The sequence below is a fragment of the Paenibacillus cymbidii genome (assembly GCF_004764705.1).
GTDB lineage: Bacteria > Bacillota > Bacilli > Paenibacillales > NBRC-103111 > Paenibacillus_AN > Paenibacillus_AN cymbidii.
In genome coordinates this window covers 41,433-60,300 of sequence record NZ_SHLX01000038.1, presented here as the reverse complement: position 1 = coordinate 60,300, position 18,868 = coordinate 41,433, and the positions used below count along the sequence as shown (strand labels likewise).

The following is an 18,868-nucleotide window of genomic DNA, read 5'->3' as shown; positions in this document are numbered from 1 at the left end:
AGACCAAATAGGCCATCGAACATATCGAACATGGCCTATTTGGCAATCCCCTATAAGGTAACCTGACAACATCCCTCGTCCCGCTTCCGGCTTCGTTCAATCCGCCTTCGGGTACAGCACGGGAAAGTGCCTGCCCGCGAACAGATCGCCTTCGTTCAACTGTGCTCCGTCCTCGCGCATCAGCAGCACATTCATATGATCCTTCACGAACTTCTTGTATCGCGTGTTGCCGGTCATCAAATGGACGGCGAGCGATCGTCGCGGCGCGTCCGAACGGTTCGGGCCGCTGCCGTGGATCGTCAGCGCGTGATGAAAGCTGATTTGCCCGGCCTTCAGCGGGACCGGCTGAGGCCGGAACGTCCGGCCTGCCGCGCGTTCGATATCGCGCTGCTGGCGCTGCAGATCCTGGTCGAAAAAGTCGTTGATTTTCACCAGCCCCCATCGGTTGCTGCCCGGTACCACCTGCATGCAGCCGCTATTCTCGTCCGTGTCGGCAAATGCGACCCAGGCGGTGACAAGCGACGGCTCGAGGCAGTTTTGCCAGTAGGACCAGTCCTGGTGCCAGCCGACGTTGGCCTTTTCGGTCTCGCGCCCCGTGCCCCTCCCCGGTTTGTACAGCAGCTGGTCATGCCAGAAGCGAATGCAGTCGGCCTGCATCAGGGCGCCTGCCATCGCGCCGATGACGGGATCGGTTGCCAGCGCATACAGTGTGTGGTCCGACCAGCTTGCGTTGACGGTGCGCCGCAGCGCTTGCGGATTGCCGCCGGGCTGCCAGTAGCCGGGCCAGGGTGAACGCCCGGTTTCAAATTGTCCTTCGTATACTTGCTCCATATGCGCGATCAGCTGGGCCAGTCGCTCCGGCCCTAAGACAACGGGGGATACCCAATACCCCATCTCCTGGAAAAAGGCGACGTCCTGCGCGCTAACCAGCGGTTTCTGCTGTTCCATTCGGATTCCCTCGCTTGTTCATGGGTTGATATTGCAATCGCGCCGAAGCCACTCGCGGAACTGGCCGGGCGGCAGCCCGCGTTCCTGGCGGAAGACGCGGGACAAGTAATGCTCCGTGTCGAAGCCCGTTTCGCCGGCGATGCGCTTGAGCGGCCAATCGGTGCCCGCCAGCAGCAGCTCGGCCTGCCGCACCCGCTCGAGCCTGACGTAGCGCGAGAAGGGGAGGCCCAACTCGCGAGAGAACAGGCGGGACAGATGGCGGGCCGAAACGTGAAGGTAGCCGGCAACGCCTTCAAGCGTCAACATCTCCGGCAGATTGTTGCCGATGAACAGCCGTGCTTCCCGCAGCAGCAGTTCGGCAGGTTTGCTCCATTCGGCGGGATCGGCTGCCTGGTCCGTCTGCCCGCCGAAGGTAAACACCAGCGCTGCGAGCAGTGCATCGATGGCGCTGTCCAGCACGTCGCGGCTAATGTTCGCCATGCCTGCCCACTCCAGCAGCGATCGCCATTGCAGCGCGACGGGAGCGTCCTCCCGGCCGGGCAATACGACGGTATGCCCTTGCAGCAGCGCTTCGAACCGCCGCCGTGCGCCGTCGCCCATGCGCGATTCGTCCGCCTCGAAGGCTACGTACAGCAGCAGCATGCCCGTTCGGCTGCGGATCTGGTGCATCCGCCAGGGGCGCGAGCAGAAGAGCGTACCCGGCTCGAGCGCATGCGTTGTCCCGTTTTCGGCGTATTCCCCGCGTCCTTCCGCGACATAACATATCTCCACAAAAGAGTGGCGGTGCACCGGGTTGTCGCGATGATTCGGCGTTACGCCCCAGTAGTGGATGTGAAAGCGATACGCTTCGGGCGCAGGAGCGTCGGCGAGCCGGTTGAGCAAATTGCGCGCCTGTTTCCACACTTCCGCATGCATGCGGTGCGCCTCCTGTTCTGGCGGTGAGTGGGGTTCTACTTGTTCCGCCCGGTCAGACTGAATGAACGGATGACCGCAAAGTGTACGGCCGTGGCCGGATCGTGCAAATACGGGGCGCCGCCCGCGCGGTATGATGAGGATGCCGGCAAACGATTGTCCACATTTCTACGGGAGGCTATGCACATGATTCATTCGCAGGACGCCGCGTTTTATCGGGACCACGGCTATTTGCTCGTCAAGGGCGTCTTTACGCAGCAGGAGGTGGAGGAAATGCGGACCGCCGTCGCGCTCATTATCGAGCGTGCGGCAGCCTCCAAGTTCGACAAAAACGTCGCCTGGCCCGCCGACCACATCCCGCCGGAAGAGTACAAAAAGCTGGTGCTCAAAGGATTTCACGACGTGCACTTCCATGACGCGGTGTTTACGGACGCCATGAGCCATCCGCACATGAAAGCCGTGCTGACGCGGCTGATCGGCCCGAACGTGCAGCTGCACCACAGCAAAATGCTGGTCAAACCGCCGGAAACCGGCGCGGCGTTCCCCATGCACCAGGACTATCCGTATTTCCCCCATGAGCGGCATACGATGCTGGCGGCGAGCATCCATCTCGACGACGCGGACGACGAGAACGGCTGTATTCGCGTTATTCCCGGCTCGCACAAGCAAGGGCCGATTCCGCACGCCGGGCGCCATTACCTGGATCATCGCGAATATCCGATCGACATGGGCACGCCTTGTCCGGCGTCGGCGGGCGACGTGCTGTTCTTCCATTACCTGACGATCCATGGCTCGCATGTGAACCGCAGTTCGCGGCCACGACGCAACGTGTTGTTCCAATACCGCGATCCGGCCGATCCGCCGCTATACGACATCAATGTCAAGTGGGAACACAGTCCGATGGTATGCGGCTATAATCCGACGTTCCGCGAATACCCCGGCGCGCATTGACCGCGAACAGGAAGCCCGCAATGCGTTCAGGCGCATTGCGGGATAGGGCGGAACGCCCCGTCACCTCGAACTCGTCGTTCATCATAGGCCACTCGGCTGTACACATTTATTGGCTTCCTCCCGTCTGCAGACGAAACGGGCCGCCGCCGCGCGCCGATATCCACGCCAGGCGGCAGCCCGTCTCACAACCGTCGTTGCGTTTCCTTTTTCCTGCAAAGTCCCTTCGTTTGAAAGGCGCCGGCGTCAATTCTGCAGCGAGCTGATGATCAACTCCGCCGTTTTGCGCGCGCCGCCGATTTCGTCCTCGTCCAATTTCGGGATGCTTTCGATTCCCCATGCGCCGTCGTACCCGCTATCGACCAGCATGTTAATAAAATGCGGGATGTGCTGGGTCAGCTCCTGACCGTCGTCGGCGAACGCAAACGTCTTGACGTGGGTAAGTCGGGCGTAGCGGCAACAACGAACCCAGCCTTCCGCCTGGCGTCCGGGCAGCCAGTTGTACGAATCGAGCAGCAAGCCGAGCCCGGGCGTTGCTTCGAGAACGCGCACAAGCACCTGAGGGTCGGTCATCAGGCCGTAATGATTTTCCACCAGCACCTCAATGCCGCAAGCGGATGCCCGCTCGATCAGATGACGGTAGGCGGAGCTGATAAAGATCAATATCTCTTCCGTCAACTCGCGGAAATTGCCCGTATCGAAGCGCAGCTGCGCGGCGCCGAGCCGCTGCGCAATGTCGATCCAGCGATAGGCGACTTCCCTGCTTTTGTCGCGTTCCTCCGCAAGCTCCTTGTACATCGGCACGCCATCCACCGCGATGCAGCCAAATGGCAGGCCGGCCTCGTCCGCAGCTTGTTTGACCTTGGCCAAATAGTCCTCGTCCGCGGCGCTGAGCGGGTAAGGCTCGGCCGGTCCCGGTGCGGCGAGGTAAGCTTTGTCCCCCTCCTTGAGCGGGGCGAGATGCGCATTCCACGGATCGAGCTGCGTGCAGCCAAGCTCCTTGCAATCGCGAATATAGCCGAACATGTCCTGCTTGCCGCTCGCCAGCAGGCGATGAAAACTGAACGAACAAATGCCAATCTTGGTCACCACATGCACCTTCCTCGCTATTGTTCCGCCGCTACCAGCTGACGGCGCTGCCCCTTAGCACCGGCATGTTCTCCGCCGGCTCCTTCTTGCGGCCTTCGCCGAGCGGCACGGCCAGCGCATCCATGAAATGGATCGCCAGCGCGCGCCGATGCGTCCCGCTCGTATTCGCCAGCGTGCGATGCGGGGTCAGCCCATGGTGGAACATACACTGGCCCGCCTTCAGCTCGACCGGCACCGCGCCGGTTTCGTCCATGCCGACGATTTCCGCGCCGTTCGTTTTCTTGTTGGAGTAATGCTCCAGCAACGTGTGCTGCCGCCCCGGCACCACCCACATGCAGCCGTTGTCGACGGTGGCGTCGTCAAGCGCCAGCCAGCAGCTGACGACGGCGTCGGGACGGTCGACCATAAAATAGAAGTCGTCCTGATGCCACTCGATGACGCCGCCGGTATGGGGCGGTTTGTACAGCCCCTGAAACAGCACGAGGCGGATGTTCGGACCGATCAAGCTTTCCACGATGTCCAGCAGACGGGGGTCGCGCATCAGCTTGTTGAAGAGCGGATGGTGCAGGTGGGCGGAACGGATCTGGAACACCTCGGTCTGCCGCCCGTCCGCCGTTTCGCCATGGCGGGCCGACACGAGCCTGCGCTCCTCGCGCATTTTCTCCAGCGACGCCATGTACGCTTCCTGCAGCGCGATCACCTCGCCCGGCTCCAACAACCGGCCGTACTTCAAATACCCGTCACGCTTGTATGCCTCCAGCGACTCTTGATCCAGCTTCATTCGCGGTCAATCTCCTTTCGTCCGCTTCCGCACGAGCGGAGCGTACAGGCTGGGCCCTTCCGGCGGTTTCAGCTCCGTCAGCCACTCGTCCGCGATATGCCGCCCGAGCAAAAAGTGCTTGCGGTCGGGATACCACAGCATGCGACGCCCGCTCTGTTCGGTCAAACTCGTATACGTCGCCACTTCGACGCGGAACGGCTTGCCGTGATTGTGCTCGCCGTTGCGGCTCGCGCCGATCGCCACGCCGCCGGACTCGCACAGCAGCTTCGGGCCGCTGAACCAGATCGGCTGATGTGCCTCCGCCCGGTATTCCCCAACGGCGATGTACGCCTGGTGCCGGTTGAGGTTGGAGTCGCCCGGCCACGCGCCGCCGTTCGTGCGGCCGTCCGTGTTGTGGTACAGCAGCAGGAACCGTCCGTCCTCCAGCGCATAGACCGGCCCCGGCGAAACGGGATGCAGCACTTCGGCGCCGCCGTCCTCGTAGCGGAGCGGCTCCGGCTGCCGCCACGTCTCGCCGTCGTCGGCGGATACGCTGTACCAGATGCGCCCGGTCAGCGTGCGGAAGACACAGAACAGCCTGCCGTCCGGCAGCAGCACGAGGCTCGGCTCCTGCGCGAAGCTGCCCCCGTTCCCGCCCGGCGTCGGCACGCGCACGCCGTCGTCGCCCTGCGCCAGCCAAACGAGGCGCAAATCGCGCGGATGCGGGCCTTCCTCGATATTGTCGAAACGGACGAACTCGCACTGTGTCTCCTGATCGAGCCAGCCGATGCCGGTGTTTGCCTTGCGCACCGATTTGCTGGCATGGCGGGTCAGGCCGACGATCTGGCGTCCCCGCGCATCGCGGATCGGCTTCTGCCAGAAGATGAAATTGGGCGGCACCTCGGGATCGGGATGGTCCCGATTCGTCCGGTTGAACGGCACGATGCCGCCGTCCGACCACGTATGGCCGTTGTCATCGGAATATTTGCACTGCAGCACGCCGGTAATTGCCGGATGCGTATCGACAACGCCGGTGAACTTCGTGCAGAAGCAATAAATTCTGCCGCTGCGGCTGACGACGGGGAACCCCCAGCTGGCGATATGCCCGTCGTCCCGCGGACCGGCGATCTCCTGCGGCGCGCTCCAGGTCGTGCCGCCGTCGCCGCTGCGCGCCAGCGCGATATGCTGGTTCGTTCCGCCTTCGGCGGCGCCTTGCGTCCACATCGCCAGCAGCTCGCCGCCGTACGGCGCCTCGAACACGAGGAAGTGCTCGTTGTCCGCGTCGTCGCCGTCCGGTTGCTGCGGCAAGTAGACGCATACGTCCGGATGCGTGCGCTTCCATTCGTCCGAGTAGCTGAGTTGTTGCTCGTTACTGCCGGCTGCCGTATTCACGCGCGATCCTCCCAGCCTTATTTGAGGTTTTTGCCCGGATCGGATTTGTCCGTCTGAATGTCGTTGACTTCCTTGATCACCTGATCGCCGCCGGACGATTTCCACTTGGCGACCGTTTCGTCGAACAGCTTGTCGATGTCGACCTTCGAATCGAGCAAAATTTTGGTGAAGCCTTCCTGCCAGATCGCGTCGAGCTGAGCGCCTTTCTCCAGCAAGGTCGGGAACGCATAGTTCGGCCGCATATAGTCGAAGTTGATGTTTTTGGCGTACAGCTCCATTTTCTTAAGGATGGTGGCGGCGTCCTCCGGCGAAGCGTTGCCGGACCAGCGGCTCGGGCTTTGCAGCCATTGCTGCGAACGAACGAGCAGCAGACCGGTGACGGAATCGTAGTTTTTGTCGATTTTGTCCGCTGTAAATGTTTTGATCACGCCGTTTGTTTTTTCATAGTTTTTGCCCTCGACGCCGAAGTTAAAGTAATCGGAGCCGTCGGTCACCTGGTATTCGATGTATTTTAGCGCCGCTTCCGGATTTTTCGTCTTTTTGCTGATCTGAATGTTGTAGCTGTTCAGCGGGATGGCGCCCATGTTGATTTTCAGCGGCTTGCCCTGGTGCGTGATCGGATCGAGAATCGCCGATTTGTCCTTCAGGTTCGGATCGGCCTGAGGCTGCCACCAGCAGCCGGGACGGCACGCCAGCACGCCGATTTTGCCCGCCTTGAACTTGTCGAGCCCGCCTGTCTTGCCGATCGGGTAGTCCGGATCGAGCAGCCCTTCCTCGCGCAGCGAACGGACGAATTTCAGCGTTTCCTTCATTACCGGCTGAATCAGGCCGTACTCGAGCTTGTTCGGATCGCTTGCCGACGGATACCAGCCCCACTTCGCCCCGAACAGCGACGTAAACAGGTTGATGTCCTTGATGTTCATATTGGCGAAGGCGAAAGGAATCGAACCGTCGCCGCCCGGTTTCTTGTCGCGGAACGCCTTCAGCACGTCGACCAGCTCATCCAGCGTTTTCGGCTGCTGTTTGCCGACGGCCTGCAGCCAGTCGGTGCGAACGAGGAGGCCGTCGCCGACGATTTCGCCGGGATTCGGAATGCCGTATATTTTGCCGTCGTCCTGGCTCCGCATCAGGCTCCACATATAGTCGCTGTAGGCGGCTTTCAGCTTGGGGAATTTCGGCAAATAATCGTCGAGCGCGAGGAACAGCCCCGTCTTGATCAGCGCGTTGTCCTGTCCCTTCATCGGAAAGCCGAACACCATGACGTCCGGTACGTCGCCGCCGGCGATTTTCACTTGCAGCTTGGCGTCATAATCGGCTACCGGAGGCAGCTCGTACTCCAGGTTGACCTTGATGTTCTTCTCGATCAGCCGTTCGAGCTCGGAATCGGGCCGGTAAATATGCCCCGCGGCCAGCCCTTTGTAAACTTTGATCGTCGGCCAATCCTTCGGGTCGTCCGATACCGGTTTGGCGTTAGCGGATGCGCCCGCGGAAGCCGTCGGTTGTGCGCTTCCTCCGGCAGCCTCCTTCTCTTTGCCGCTGCAGCCCGCCAGCAGCACGATGACCATCAATCCCGCATACGCCGCCATTTGTACCTTGCGCAACATGCAATGACCTCCTTGTATAGGTAGTTGTCGGCGGAGCCGGCCGTCCCCGCACTACCGAAAGTATAGCCTGCCGCCGGAACGGGTCGTAACAAGGCATTCTTAAGGTTTGGCAATGCATTATTATTCGTTACTTGCCCTCGGCCAGAATCGGATGTCGCAGCGTTACCTTCCAGCCGCCCGTCTCCCGCGGGCGAATGCTCAGTCCGTAACGCGCGCCAAAAGAGAGCCGCAGCCGCCGGTCCACATTGTACAAGCCGATGCCGCCTTCGCCTTGCTCCTGTTTCGGCGGCGCGATGACGACGTCCCCGCCTTCCGGCAGGGCGGGACCGTTGTCTTCGACGGTGCAGACAAGATCGTCGCCGTCGCGCGTAACGGCGACGAACAGCTTGCCGCTGCCGTCGCGCAGCTTGTTCAGCCCGTGCTTGACGCCGTTCTCGGCCAGCGGCTGGATCGTCAGCTTCAGAAACGGCAGATGCAGCACATTGGGCTGGACAAAATAAACGACCTGGAAATTGTCGTTATGGCGTAGCAGCTCAATGTTCAAATAGTTGCGGACATGTTCGATTTCCCGCTCGACCGTCGTCAGCTCCTCGTTGTTGTTGATGCTGAACCGCAGCAGATTGCCGAGCGCCGACACCATGCCGACGATCGACGCCTCGCTCGCTTTTTCCGCCTTCCACTTGATCGAATCGAGCGTGTTGTACAGGAAGTGCGGATTGATCTGGCTGACGAGCGACTGCATCTCCAGCTTGCGCTTCCGCTCCTCGACTTGCTTCGTATGCGCGATCAGCTCCTCCATACCGGTAATCATCGTATTGTAGCCGCGTACGAGCTGGCCGATTTCGTCGCGCCGCTTGCGGAAGTTCAGGCAGCGCTCCAAGACGCCGTTCTGCATCCTCCGCATCAGCTCGCTGATATGGCGGATCGGCATCGTAAAGTTGCGGATAATGACCGCGAACAGCAACGATACGATGACGATCCCGGCGGCCACGATAATGCCCATATAGACGCGAATGTCCTCGATCGGCCCGATAAAATCGGCTGCCGGAAGCATCGCGACCAGCTTCCAGTCGTATTTGCCAAGCGGTACGGACAGCATGTAATACGATCCGTCCGCGGTCAGACCGGGCGTCTCCGCCCCGTTCCCGGCAAAATAGCGGTCGATCCGCGCCGTCTGCGGCTCGTCGGCGGAGGACAGCAGCAGCTGATGGCGCTCGTTGACGACGGACAGCTGCAGATTGGCGTATTCCGGCGGGATGACCAGCTGGTTTTTGATCATCAGCCGGGGGACGGTGACGAACATCACGCCGATTGTCCGCAGCCCCGGGTACAGTCGAATCGGCCGCACGAAGGCGATATCGCTCTGCGGGGAAGCGTAGGAGCGGAGCGCCTCGACATGCCAGAACCCGCGCCCTTCCATGCGCAGCGCCTGCTCGAACCAGGAGGCGGCGTACCCGTTCAGGGTGGCGTAGTTCGGGTAACGGGCGATGTCGACCGGATATATTTTCAGCTCGTAGTCGGTGGCGAACGTGGCCGTCAGCGTCGTCATCCGCTGGATAAAATCAAGCTCGGCCAGCCGGTCCGCCGGCGGCGGCTGCAGCAGCAGCCCACGCGCCGCCTCCGAGGCGATGACCTGCTCCGACAGCGCTTCGATGCCGTCGACAACGGCGTCGATTCGCGTTTTGTTGTAGTGCATGTTTTCGTTCAGAAAGGCCTGGGTCACTTTCTCCAGCTGCGAGCCGGCGCGGTTGAACGACAAATAGCCCACCAGCACGGAGGGCAGCGACACGGCGAGCAGCAGCAGAAGCAGCAGCTTGACGTACAGGGACGGGGTTCGGAGCCGTTGGAATCGGCTCATTTGCCGTACCGGAATTGCTTCGGCGTGACGCCGACCCGTTTTTTGAACACCTTGCCAAAATGCTGCAAGTCCTGATACCCGACTTCATCGGCGATTTCGTATATTTTTTTGCTCGACTCGCGCAACTGTTTTTTCGCCTCCTCCATCCGCATTTCCGTCGTGTAGTCGAGAAAATTTTGCCCGGTCACCTTCTTGAACAGGTGGCTGAACCAGACGGGGTGAATGTACAATTCGTCGGCCACGTCCTGCAGCGTCAGATTGCGGCGGAAATGGGCGGCGATGTGCCGTTTGGCCTTTTCGATCAGGAAGTGGTTGATGCTGCTTTTCTGGTCGGCGATGCTGCGGCTGAGCGCCACAAAATGCCGCTCCACCGCTTCCTTGAGCTCGTCCGGCAGCGCCGCCTTCTCCAGCGCTTCCCATACGGCAAGGAAGGAAATGTCATGCTTCACGCCGTACGTTTGTTCCAGCGCGTTGTGCACCTGCAGCATCCACTCCAGGCATACCTGCGCCAGCTGCCGCACGTTGGCCACGCCCGGGGCCAGCATGTGGCGGTCGATGCAGGCGCCGATCGCCGGCCGCAGCCGCTCGTCGTCGCCGGCATAGATGAGCCCGGCCACGCTCGCTTCCGTTTGGGCCGCCGGCCGGCCTTGCGGGTCGAGCGCTTCGTCGTCGGCGTACGCTACGGCGAGCTTGTTGAACAACGCCACCTTCAGCGCCCGCTGCGCCTGCCGGTACGCGCCGGCCAGCGCCTGCACCGAATACGTCGTTGCGCTTGCGCCGAAGGCGATATCGATTTTCTGGTACGTCAGCGTGTTGCTGCGGATGTCGCGGACGATCGCTTCGAGCTGCTTGCATTCGGCGATGACGATCCAGATCAGGCGGGCGTCGCTGACAAGATAGCTGCACGAGTAGGCCGCAAGCGTATCCGCCGCCACGTTGCCGACGGCAAAATGGCGCAGCGCCGCCTCCTCCTCGGAAGCCGGTGGCTCCGACGGGGCGAAAGCGGCGACTGCGTACGGCATCGTGCCGATCCAGGTCAGCTCCCACAGCTGCAACCGGTGGTACACATGCTCGAGCAGCTGCGACTTGTGCGTGCACAGGCCGAGCACGAACTTGTCCTTCATCGCCTTCGTGCCGACCTCGGCATGCTCGAGCCGGTTCCGCAGCCGCGATTGCAGCCGCGCCTCCTCCGCGATCAATTGCACGATGGACTGGAGCTTGCGCGCCACTTCGTCGCGGTCGAACGGCTTGAGAATATAGTCGATGGCGCCGGCCTGCAGACTGCGCCGGGCGTATTCGAAATGGGAATGGCTGCTGATGACGACCAGCTTTGGCCGGTAATCGGGCATGTTGGCGCGCAGCCGCTCCATCAGCTCGATGCCCGACATCTGCGGCAGCACGATATCGGTCACGATCAACGGCGGGCGCTTCGCGGCGATCAGGTCGAGCGCGTCTTCGGCATTGCCCAGCGCGTAGACGCCGTCGATGCCGGCGACCCGCGTCTCCAGCATCGACTTCATGCCCGTCAGCACTTCGTATTCGTCTTCGACAATCAGTACGTCCATCGGCGCTCCCTACCCCTTGACTGCCCCCATGACAAGCCCCTTGACGAAGAAGCGCTGCATAAACGGATACACGCAAACGATCGGCAAGGTGGCGACCATGATCGAGGCCGATTGCACATTCATCGGTTCGATGCGCATTGTCACAAAATCGAAATTATCCATGCTGGTAAAATTTTGATCGAACACGATCGTTTTGAGCAGCACCTGCAAGGGCCATTTGGTTGGCGACGTCACGTAAAACAACCCTTTGAAAAACTCGTTCCAATGGCTCACGCCGTAAAAGAGCGAAATCGTCGCCAGCACGGGCAGCGACAGCGGAACGATGATGGCGGCGAGCAGGCGGATGTCGCTGCAGCCGTCCATTTTCGCCGATTCTTCGACCTCGGCCGGCAATTCCATGAAGAAGTTGCGCATCAGCAGCAAAAAAAATGCGTTGACCAGCCCGGGCACGATCATCGCCCAGACGCTGTTGAGCAAGCCGACATTTTTGACCATCAGATAAGTGGGGATAATGCCGGCGTTAAACGTCATCACCAGCACGAGCGCGACCATAAACCAGCGCAGGCCGGGCAGCGCCCGCTTGGACAGTGCGTAGGCGGCGGGCACGGTGACGAGCAGGTTGAGCAGCGTGCCGGCGACGGTGATGAACACGGTGATCGCAAACGCGCGCAGCAGGGCATCCGTATCGAAAATATAGCGGTATGCCGCGAGCGTCACTTCCCGCGGATACAGCATGATCGGTGCGGCGTACACCGACCCGGGGGCGCTCATGGAAATCGAAAGCACGTGCACGATCGGCACTATCGTTATTATACAGGAAGCGACAAGCAGCAAATAGATGGCGATGTCGGCGGATTTTACAGGGCGGGCTTTGCGCATCGGGCGGCTCCTCTCTACCATATGCTTTTGTCGCTTGTTCTGCGGAGCAGCGCATTGGCACCGATAATCAGCACGAAACCGATCGCGCCTTTGCAAAGGCCGACGAGGGTGGCGACGCTGAACTGGCCTTTCTCCAGCCCGACCCGGTACACATACGTGTCGATAATATCACCCACGCTGTACACGGCGGGGTTGAGCAGCACGTACACCTGCTCGAAACCGGCATCGAGGATGTGGCTCAGGCTGATGATGAACATCAGCAGCAGCGTGGACATCAGGCCGGGCAGCGTGACATGGAGCAACTGCTTCCAGCGTCCGGCGCCGTCGACCCGGGCCACGTCGTACAGGTCGGGATTGATGCCGGCGATGGCGGCGAGGTAAATGATCGAACCCCAGCCAAAATTTTTCATCGCGTCGGTAATGATGACGATTGGCCGGAACATGCCGCTGTTCGCGAGGAAGTTGACGACCGATCCGTCGAACGTCTGGATGACGCTGTTGATGACGCCGGTTGGCGTCAGGAAGGAGGAGACGATTCCGCCGTACACGACCCAGGAGAGGAAGTACGGGAATGACGTGATCGTCTGAACCGACCGTTTGAACCATGACCGTCTGACCTCGTTGAGCAGCAGGGCAAAGACGACCGGCACGGGGAAACCGACGATCAGCTTGAACAGGCTGATCAGCACCGTGTTGCGCATCAGCCGTCCGAAGTCGGGATTGTCGATCAGGCCGCGCACGTGTTTGAGGCCGACCCACGGGCTGCCCGATATGCCCTGAACCGGGTTAAAATCTTTAAATGCGATCACCAGCCCGTAATAGGGCATGATCTGAAAAATGAGGTAGTAGGCGGCGGCCGGCACCAGCATCAGATACAGCCAGCCGTGCTTGCGCAGCGTCGCCGGGAATGGACGAAGCAAGCGGCCGAGCGGCTTGGCGGGCGATTCGGTGATAGGGGGAAGCAGCGCGATCTCTCCTGTCTATAGTTGATGATTCCCATCATACCCCGGCGGCGCAGGCGAAAGTATAAGGCGATCTTAAGGTTTGTCAGGGTGAAATTAGTTGAATCGCGCAAGGGAAGGCGAGGAGCGGCGCAGACGGAATTTGAAGGAGTCAAAAGCGAGGCAGGGGGGCGGCACGGTTGGGGGGAAACGAATGTGCTGACTCGACCTTGCTCGCCAAAATAACCAGTAAAAATGGCTTATTTGTGCGATTTCACCATATTCGGCGGAAATAACCAGTGAAAACAGGGCCTATTTGCTTCGAAATGCCCCAAAATCGGCTATATCAGCAAAATACCTCGTATTTTCACTGGCTATTTTGCTGAAATGGCCCTCTTTTTGCGATATAGCCAATGAAGCCTGGCTTTTTTCGCATTCGGTCGCCGCCCCCTGCTACGCTTCGTCGTCGCGGTCCGCGATCACATGACCTTGCGCCGGCACGAACGGCTGGAAGCCGGCCATCTGGCGCGGCCGGAAGTCGATCGGCCGATCGCTGCCGGCGAGCAGGACGTTGTGCACGCCGGAGCGGCCGGAAGCGCCGTCCGCCGCGAGCGCCCAGGCGCCTGCGTGAGCGAACGCGCCGCGCAGCGTCGCGAACGCGGCGCCGATCAACGGGTCGCGATGCCCGCGGCCGATCAGGTTGAGCACCACCATCCCGCGCGGGTGCAGCTTCTCGCGCGCCAAGGCAAAAAACGCCGCAGACAACAATCGCCGCGGCGTCCCTTGCTCCGTAAACGCGTCCACAATCACATAATCGAAGCTGTGCGCGCGCTGCTCCGCCAGCACGGCGCGGCCGTCGCCGACGATAACGCGGTCCGCCGCATCGTCGAAATCGAAGTCCAAGCCGAAGTGCGTCCGGCACAAGTCGACGACGCGGCCGTCCAGCTCGGCGACGATCATTCGTTTGCCGGCGAAATGGCGGGCAATCGTACCGACGCCAAGGCCGATCATAAACGCCGTTTCGAACGCCGGACGGTTAAGCTCCATCAGGTGCACGATCGCCCGCGGATACTCGAGCACGATGCGCGCCGGATCGTCCAGATCGACGGCGCCCTGCACCGCGTCGCCGGAAAACTGCAGCACGCGAAACCGCCCTTTTTGACCAAACAGTTCATTCGTATCGTATACCGCGATATCGCGGTGATGCTCGCCAGCCGTATGAAGCGGCTGCCCTCCCTGATGCCCTTGAAGCCGCATGGCAAATCTCCTTCGGGCAGCCGCGCGCGGAAGGCCGGGGGTTAAACGCCCCAGCCGGCGCGTGCGTCCGCCATCGATATGGTTGGGCTTTTGCCCCAGGCGTAATGGCCCTTGACGTCGCCGATCCAGCGCTCGTCAACCGGCTCCGACGCCAGCTGGTAACGCGTGTCGCAGCTGAGCCGGTATCGGTCGGTCGTGTTCGTGAGCGATCCGTGCATCATGAACATGCCGAAGATGAGCGCGTCGCCGGCGCGGAATTCGGTCGTTGCCCACCTGCCGCCGTACTTGTCGACGATTTCCTGCGGATTGTCGGAGAACCAGCCCGAAACATTGTCGCGGTCGACGTCCATTTGGCCGTAGGTTGCCTTAATTTTAGCAAAATGCTGCGAGCCAAGGCAAACCGCCAGCCCGCCCATCTCATACGAAATATCGCCGATCGGCGTCCACGTCGTGTAGACCTGTTTCGTGCCGCGCCCCATGTAGACCACATCGTAATGCGCGCCGGTCGAGCCGCCTTGCCCGACGCCGCGAATCCATTTGTAATCGTAGGTCAGCGACGGCCCGCCGAGGAAGCGGTCGAAGAAGCCCATCGCTCGCGGATGATTGACGACGTGAAGCAGCCCCGGCAGCCGCGCGATGTCCTGCTTGTGCACCATGAAGCCTTTGCCTTCCGCGCCGATCCGGCCTTCTTCCGTAGGTGCGTCCGGCGCAAGCCGGCCTTGCTCCTGCATCAGCGCCAGCATCTCCCGGCGCGCCTGCAGCACATCCTCGCGGTCATGGAACCCGCGGATCAGCAAATAGCCGTCCTCCGCCATACGCGCCCGCAGCGCCGCCTCGTCGCCAAGTATATCGTTGGCGTCCCGCATTTCCGTCAAGTATTTGCCGCCGAGCGCCAGCTCCACTTCGCCCATACGAATGTTCATATCGTTCGTCTCCTCTTCGCCAATGAATGGTGATCCGTTGCAATACCTTCACTATACGGGTTCGGAGAGGAAGCTGTATTTGCAGAAATCGTCCGTTTGTTTGCGCAAAACGGTCACAGGCCTTGCTCGCGCTTGCGCCATTCGGACGGCGGCACGCCTTCGTTGTGCTGGAACCAGGCGCTGAACGCATGCACGGAGGAGAAGCCGACGAGCGCGCCGATTTCCTGCAGCGTGCCTTCGTGCGACCGCAGCAGCCATTTGGCTTCGCTCAGGCGAAGCCGCTGTTGGTACTGCTTCGGCGAAGCGCCGTATGCGGCGTGGAACGAGCGCCGGAACGACGACTCCGACAGCCCGCACAACCTGGCCAGTTCGGCAATGCGCACGTCGCCGGCAAGATCGCGGCGAATCGTGTCGGCGGCAATGGAGACGGTCATGATCGGCACGGCCGGCTGCGCATGCTGCGCCACGAACAACAGCAGCAGTTCGCCCCAAACCGCCGCCGTGTGCTGCCGGTCCGCGTCGTGCCGGGAATACATGCGCAGCCAGACGCGGAACAAATCGACGTATTGCTCGAGGTCGGGCGGGGCGATACGCAGCACCGCGGCTTCGGTTGCGGAGGCGGCTTGGGCGAAGCGCGACCGCCAGGCGGCCGGGAAGTGTTTCACCTGCAGCACGCAGAACCGGATCGGCGTCAGCGAGAAGTAACGATGCGGCAAGTTGGGCGGAATCATCACCACATCGCCGCGTTCGATCGGCGCGTCCAGCGCGAGGCATTGGAAGCGGCCTTTGCCGCTGACCACGACGGAAATTTCGTAGTCGTCATGATCGTGGAACCCCAAATCCCAATTGGCTTCGCGCGAAATCATCGCGGTACCGGGTATCGTCGGCTTCACTTCGGTCGCTCCTTTGATGGGGGTGCATGCGTCACGCTAGCGGGACAAGCGCAGTACTTGAACGACACGATCTTCTATTGTCGCATTGTATTCGGGATTCCAGCTGCGTGTCAATTGCTCCGGCGTTGCGATGGCGCGCTCCAAGATGCCGCTGACATCCGTACAGGAACGGCCTTCGATGCCCCGTACTTGCTCTTCCACCGATCCGTCATTCCGCAGCGATACCGTAACCGTCTTGTTTGGATCCCCCAACGTGATGACATAGGAAAGCGAGTCGTTCGTCATCGTCATGTTCGCATTCGCGGCGATTCCTGCCTGTCTGATCTGCCTGACGGCAGCTTCGACCGTAAGCTCCAAATATGACTTTTGGACGCTGGACAGCAGATCTTGACCGATTCGGTCCAACTCCTCGCCGATATGCCTGTCGCTTTCCACATAGGGCCGGAGTCCTTCCGCCGTTTCCATGAAAAAAAGCTGGATGCCGTTGCGCTCGCCGGTCAACAGCTTGCCGATAAGCTCGCCGCCGACGCCCAATCTTTTTTGCAGCCCGGAATCGTACGATTCCCATATTCGATTCTCCGGGTTCAACCCGGCGCCCCGCATAGCGCGGAACAACATCCGTTTGTCCTGGAACGTCATTTGAAAAGTGGTGCAGTGGCTCATATTCGGCCTCCTGTCTTAAAAATCGATATTTCTTCCTACCGTAACTTCGATGCCGGTACTTTGTTTCTCTTGCTGCCCCGCGGAAAGGCTGGCGCGAACGGCGTTTTCGGCGGCCCATGCCCGCAGGGCGGCGATGTCGGCTTGGCGGATTTTGCTAAGCGGCATCGTCTGACGAATGGCTTTGTCGACATCATCCGTGATTAAATCGCGATCCGGCTGCTTGTCCGCCTGGCGAACATAAAACGATTCCAGCAGCGCCTGGTTCACGCATGCCTCGATCTCCGAGCCGGTAAGCCGAATGCCGTCTCCCCATGTCTGCTCGCCGGATACGGCAACCAGTTTGTCGATGTCGAAACGCGAGGGGAGCCGTTTGACCCGGTTCAGGTGAATGCGGAATATTTCCGCCCGTTCCTGCGCGCTGGGCAAATCGACGAAAAAGATTTCATCGAATCGTCCTTTGCGCAGCAGTTCGGGCGGGAGGCTGGCAATATTGTTGGCGGTGGCGAATACGAAGACGGGCCGCTTCTTTTCTTGCATCCAGGTCAAAATCGTGCCAAAGACGCGCGACGTCGTCCCTCCGTCCGATTGGCTGCTGCCAGGCAAGCCGGACAGTGCCTTCTCAATTTCATCAATCCACAAGATGGAGGGGGACACAGCTTCGCTCATGGCCAACGCTTGACGAATATTGGCTTCGGAGGTGCCGACGTACATGCCGAATACGCGGCCCAGGTCAAGCCGAAGCAGCGGCATTTTCCAGGAGGCGGCGATACATTTGGCGCTTAGGCTTTTGCCGCAGCCGGGAACGCCGACAAGCAGCACGCCTTTCGGCCAACCGATGCCGTATTGCTCCGCGGCAGGGGTATAGGCGGCTTTGCGGATATCGAGCCACTTCTTGAAATTATCCAATCCGCCAATCTGGTCCATATTCATTTCGTCTGTGGAGATGTATTCCAGTATGCCGGATTTGCGCACGTTTTGTTTTTTCTCTTCGAGGATAAAGTCGATATCGGCGGTGGAGATGCGTTTGTGCTTGACCAACGATTTCGCCATGCAGTTTTCCATTTCGCTTTGCGTCAGACCGAGCGCAGCGCGCCCGAGCGCGTCAATCGTAGGCTCCGAGCAATCGACGGACAGATCCCCGCGACTCGCATAGGGCTGAACAAACTGGTGAATGATCGATTTGGTTTCTTCAAGATCGGGAAGCGGCATATCGATGACCGCTACTTCTTTCTGCAGCTCGAGCGGAATTTCCAATTCCGGCCCAATCAGAATCGCATTGGAGGGCATCCCGTCGCGGATGCGTTGGGCAAGCTCCTTGAACCGCCGGACGTACACGGGAGAACTTTTCAGCGTCGAATGGAGATCGAGCCATACAAGCAGGGAAGGCTGCTCCGCCAGCTTCTCTGCCTTGGCAATCGCCGACATGAGATCGAGCGAGTCCGGTTCAACCGCCGTCGCTCCGCCTATCTTCAGTCCTTGCGTAATCGTCCATGTAACCATTCGTTTGCCCAGTCTTTCGGATATGCTGCGAATCATGTCGACCGCACGCTCTTCTTCCATTGTATGGATGCAGATGATCCCGTATCGGGCGCGGATCAGCACGTCGAGCTCGCTCAGGAACTCATCTTTTGTCACGGGCGGCTTTCTCCTTTCCCAATAGGGAAGTTAACATTTGCAGCCGTTCCGAATCCGGATACCCGGTAAGGTGTATACGGCCTTGGCGGTTGATGCCGATCTCCAGTCGCCGTTCGGGAATGAGCGCGTCAGGAGGGATGCGGCCGGTAATTTGCAGTAGTCGTTTATGGTGCCAAATGGCGGTTGATTCGGCATGAGCGACATAGGGCCCGGACAAGACCGCGTCCGCCCCGAGAATCGTTTCGCGGGCGGTTGGCGAGGTAAGAATGCGCTCGACCGTCATGCCGGTGAATAACAGCACGGTGCCGTTATGTTTTCGGCGAAAGGCACGAATCAGAGCGCCGGTTGCCTCTGCCTGTTCCAGCGGTTCTCCGCCGGATACAGTCAAGCCGTCGAGATCGGGCAGCGCGAGAGTCTCGCCCAATTCGTCAGGATCGTACGGGGTGCCAACTGGCGAGCCGGGATGGGTTTGCGGGTTGAAACACCCTGGGCAACCGAGGGAACAGCCTTGCACCCAAACGACGGCCCGCCTGCCGGGACCATTAACGGCGCTGTGAGGGTTGATCTCATGTACGTAAATGCTTGGCATCGTTCAAGATCC

At 60.5% G+C, this 18,868-nt stretch carries 17 protein-coding genes; 1 reads left to right on the top strand and 16 read right to left on the bottom strand.

Annotated elements, in window-relative coordinates:
• Window positions 1–96: 96 nt before the first annotated feature.
• Together EXY20_RS33670 and EXY20_RS33665 are read right to left on the bottom strand one after the other, a co-directional pair.
• On the bottom strand, window positions 97–948 hold the full coding sequence (locus EXY20_RS33670; RefSeq protein WP_135556819.1) for a phytanoyl-CoA dioxygenase family protein: 852 nt from the start codon (window positions 946–948) through the stop codon (window positions 97–99).
• A gap of 18 nt (window positions 949–966) precedes the next feature.
• Window positions 967–1,863, bottom strand: coding sequence for an AraC family transcriptional regulator (locus EXY20_RS33665; RefSeq protein WP_135556818.1), 897 nt, complete (start codon window positions 1,861–1,863; stop codon window positions 967–969).
• 183 nt (window positions 1,864–2,046) lie between these two features.
• Between EXY20_RS33665 and EXY20_RS33660 the strand changes: the two genes are divergently transcribed.
• Window positions 2,047–2,811 (top strand): phytanoyl-CoA dioxygenase family protein, encoded by a 765-nt coding sequence (locus EXY20_RS33660; protein WP_135556817.1) that lies wholly within the window; start codon window positions 2,047–2,049, stop codon window positions 2,809–2,811.
• 243 nt (window positions 2,812–3,054) lie between these two features.
• Here EXY20_RS33660 and EXY20_RS33655 read toward each other — a convergent pair whose 3' ends face one another.
• The 14 genes from EXY20_RS33655 to EXY20_RS33590 all read right to left on the bottom strand — a co-directional run bounded on the left by EXY20_RS33655 (window position 3,055) and on the right by EXY20_RS33590 (window position 18,856).
• Window positions 3,055–3,900 (bottom strand): sugar phosphate isomerase/epimerase family protein, encoded by an 846-nt coding sequence (locus EXY20_RS33655; RefSeq protein ID WP_135556816.1) that lies wholly within the window; start codon window positions 3,898–3,900, stop codon window positions 3,055–3,057.
• A gap of 28 nt (window positions 3,901–3,928) precedes the next feature.
• Window positions 3,929–4,678: a phytanoyl-CoA dioxygenase family protein gene (locus EXY20_RS33650; RefSeq protein ID WP_135556815.1), complete on the bottom strand. Its 750-nt coding sequence runs from the start codon at window positions 4,676–4,678 to the stop codon at window positions 3,929–3,931.
• A gap of 6 nt (window positions 4,679–4,684) precedes the next feature.
• On the bottom strand, window positions 4,685–6,049 hold the full coding sequence (locus tag EXY20_RS33645; protein ID WP_135556814.1) for a sialidase family protein: 1,365 nt from the start codon (window positions 6,047–6,049) through the stop codon (window positions 4,685–4,687).
• A gap of 17 nt (window positions 6,050–6,066) precedes the next feature.
• A complete protein-coding gene (locus EXY20_RS33640; protein WP_135556813.1) occupies window positions 6,067–7,653 on the bottom strand; it encodes an extracellular solute-binding protein in 1,587 nt (528 codons plus the stop codon).
• Window positions 7,654–7,780: 127 nt separating this feature from the next.
• Window positions 7,781–9,511 (bottom strand): sensor histidine kinase, encoded by a 1,731-nt coding sequence (locus EXY20_RS33635; RefSeq protein ID WP_135556812.1) that lies wholly within the window; start codon window positions 9,509–9,511, stop codon window positions 7,781–7,783.
• Window positions 9,508–11,076 carry a response regulator gene (locus EXY20_RS33630; protein WP_135556811.1) on the bottom strand — a complete coding sequence of 523 codons (1,569 nt, stop codon included), beginning with the start codon at window positions 11,074–11,076 and terminating at the stop codon, window positions 9,508–9,510. The genes EXY20_RS33635 and EXY20_RS33630 overlap by 4 nt, the downstream gene beginning before the upstream one ends.
• A 9-nt stretch (window positions 11,077–11,085) precedes the next feature.
• Window positions 11,086–11,955, bottom strand: a complete 870-nt coding sequence (locus EXY20_RS33625; protein WP_167859706.1) for a carbohydrate ABC transporter permease — start codon at window positions 11,953–11,955, stop codon at window positions 11,086–11,088.
• 14 nt (window positions 11,956–11,969) lie between these two features.
• The gene (locus EXY20_RS33620; protein WP_235886326.1) at window positions 11,970–12,875 is read right to left on the bottom strand and encodes an ABC transporter permease; all 906 of its coding nucleotides are present in this window, start codon (window positions 12,873–12,875) and stop codon (window positions 11,970–11,972) included.
• 474 nt (window positions 12,876–13,349) lie between these two features.
• The gene (locus tag EXY20_RS33615; protein WP_135556809.1) at window positions 13,350–14,153 is read right to left on the bottom strand and encodes a spermidine synthase; all 804 of its coding nucleotides are present in this window, start codon (window positions 14,151–14,153) and stop codon (window positions 13,350–13,352) included.
• Window positions 14,154–14,194: 41 nt separating this feature from the next.
• On the bottom strand, window positions 14,195–15,076 hold the full coding sequence (locus tag EXY20_RS33610; RefSeq protein ID WP_135556808.1) for a phytanoyl-CoA dioxygenase family protein: 882 nt from the start codon (window positions 15,074–15,076) through the stop codon (window positions 14,195–14,197).
• Window positions 15,077–15,189: 113 nt separating this feature from the next.
• Window positions 15,190–15,969, bottom strand: coding sequence for a helix-turn-helix domain-containing protein (locus tag EXY20_RS33605; RefSeq protein WP_135556807.1), 780 nt, complete (start codon window positions 15,967–15,969; stop codon window positions 15,190–15,192).
• A 36-nt stretch (window positions 15,970–16,005) separates the two neighbouring features.
• Window positions 16,006–16,632 carry a DUF2997 domain-containing protein gene (locus EXY20_RS33600; RefSeq protein ID WP_135556806.1) on the bottom strand — a complete coding sequence of 209 codons (627 nt, stop codon included), beginning with the start codon at window positions 16,630–16,632 and terminating at the stop codon, window positions 16,006–16,008.
• Window positions 16,633–16,647: 15 nt separating this feature from the next.
• Window positions 16,648–18,267, bottom strand: coding sequence for an AAA family ATPase (locus EXY20_RS33595; RefSeq protein WP_135556805.1), 1,620 nt, complete (start codon window positions 18,265–18,267; stop codon window positions 16,648–16,650).
• Window positions 18,254–18,856, bottom strand: a complete 603-nt coding sequence (locus EXY20_RS33590; protein ID WP_135556804.1) for a 4Fe-4S single cluster domain-containing protein — start codon at window positions 18,854–18,856, stop codon at window positions 18,254–18,256. The genes EXY20_RS33595 and EXY20_RS33590 overlap by 14 nt, the downstream gene beginning before the upstream one ends.
• Between the last annotated feature and the right edge of the window lie 12 nt (window positions 18,857–18,868).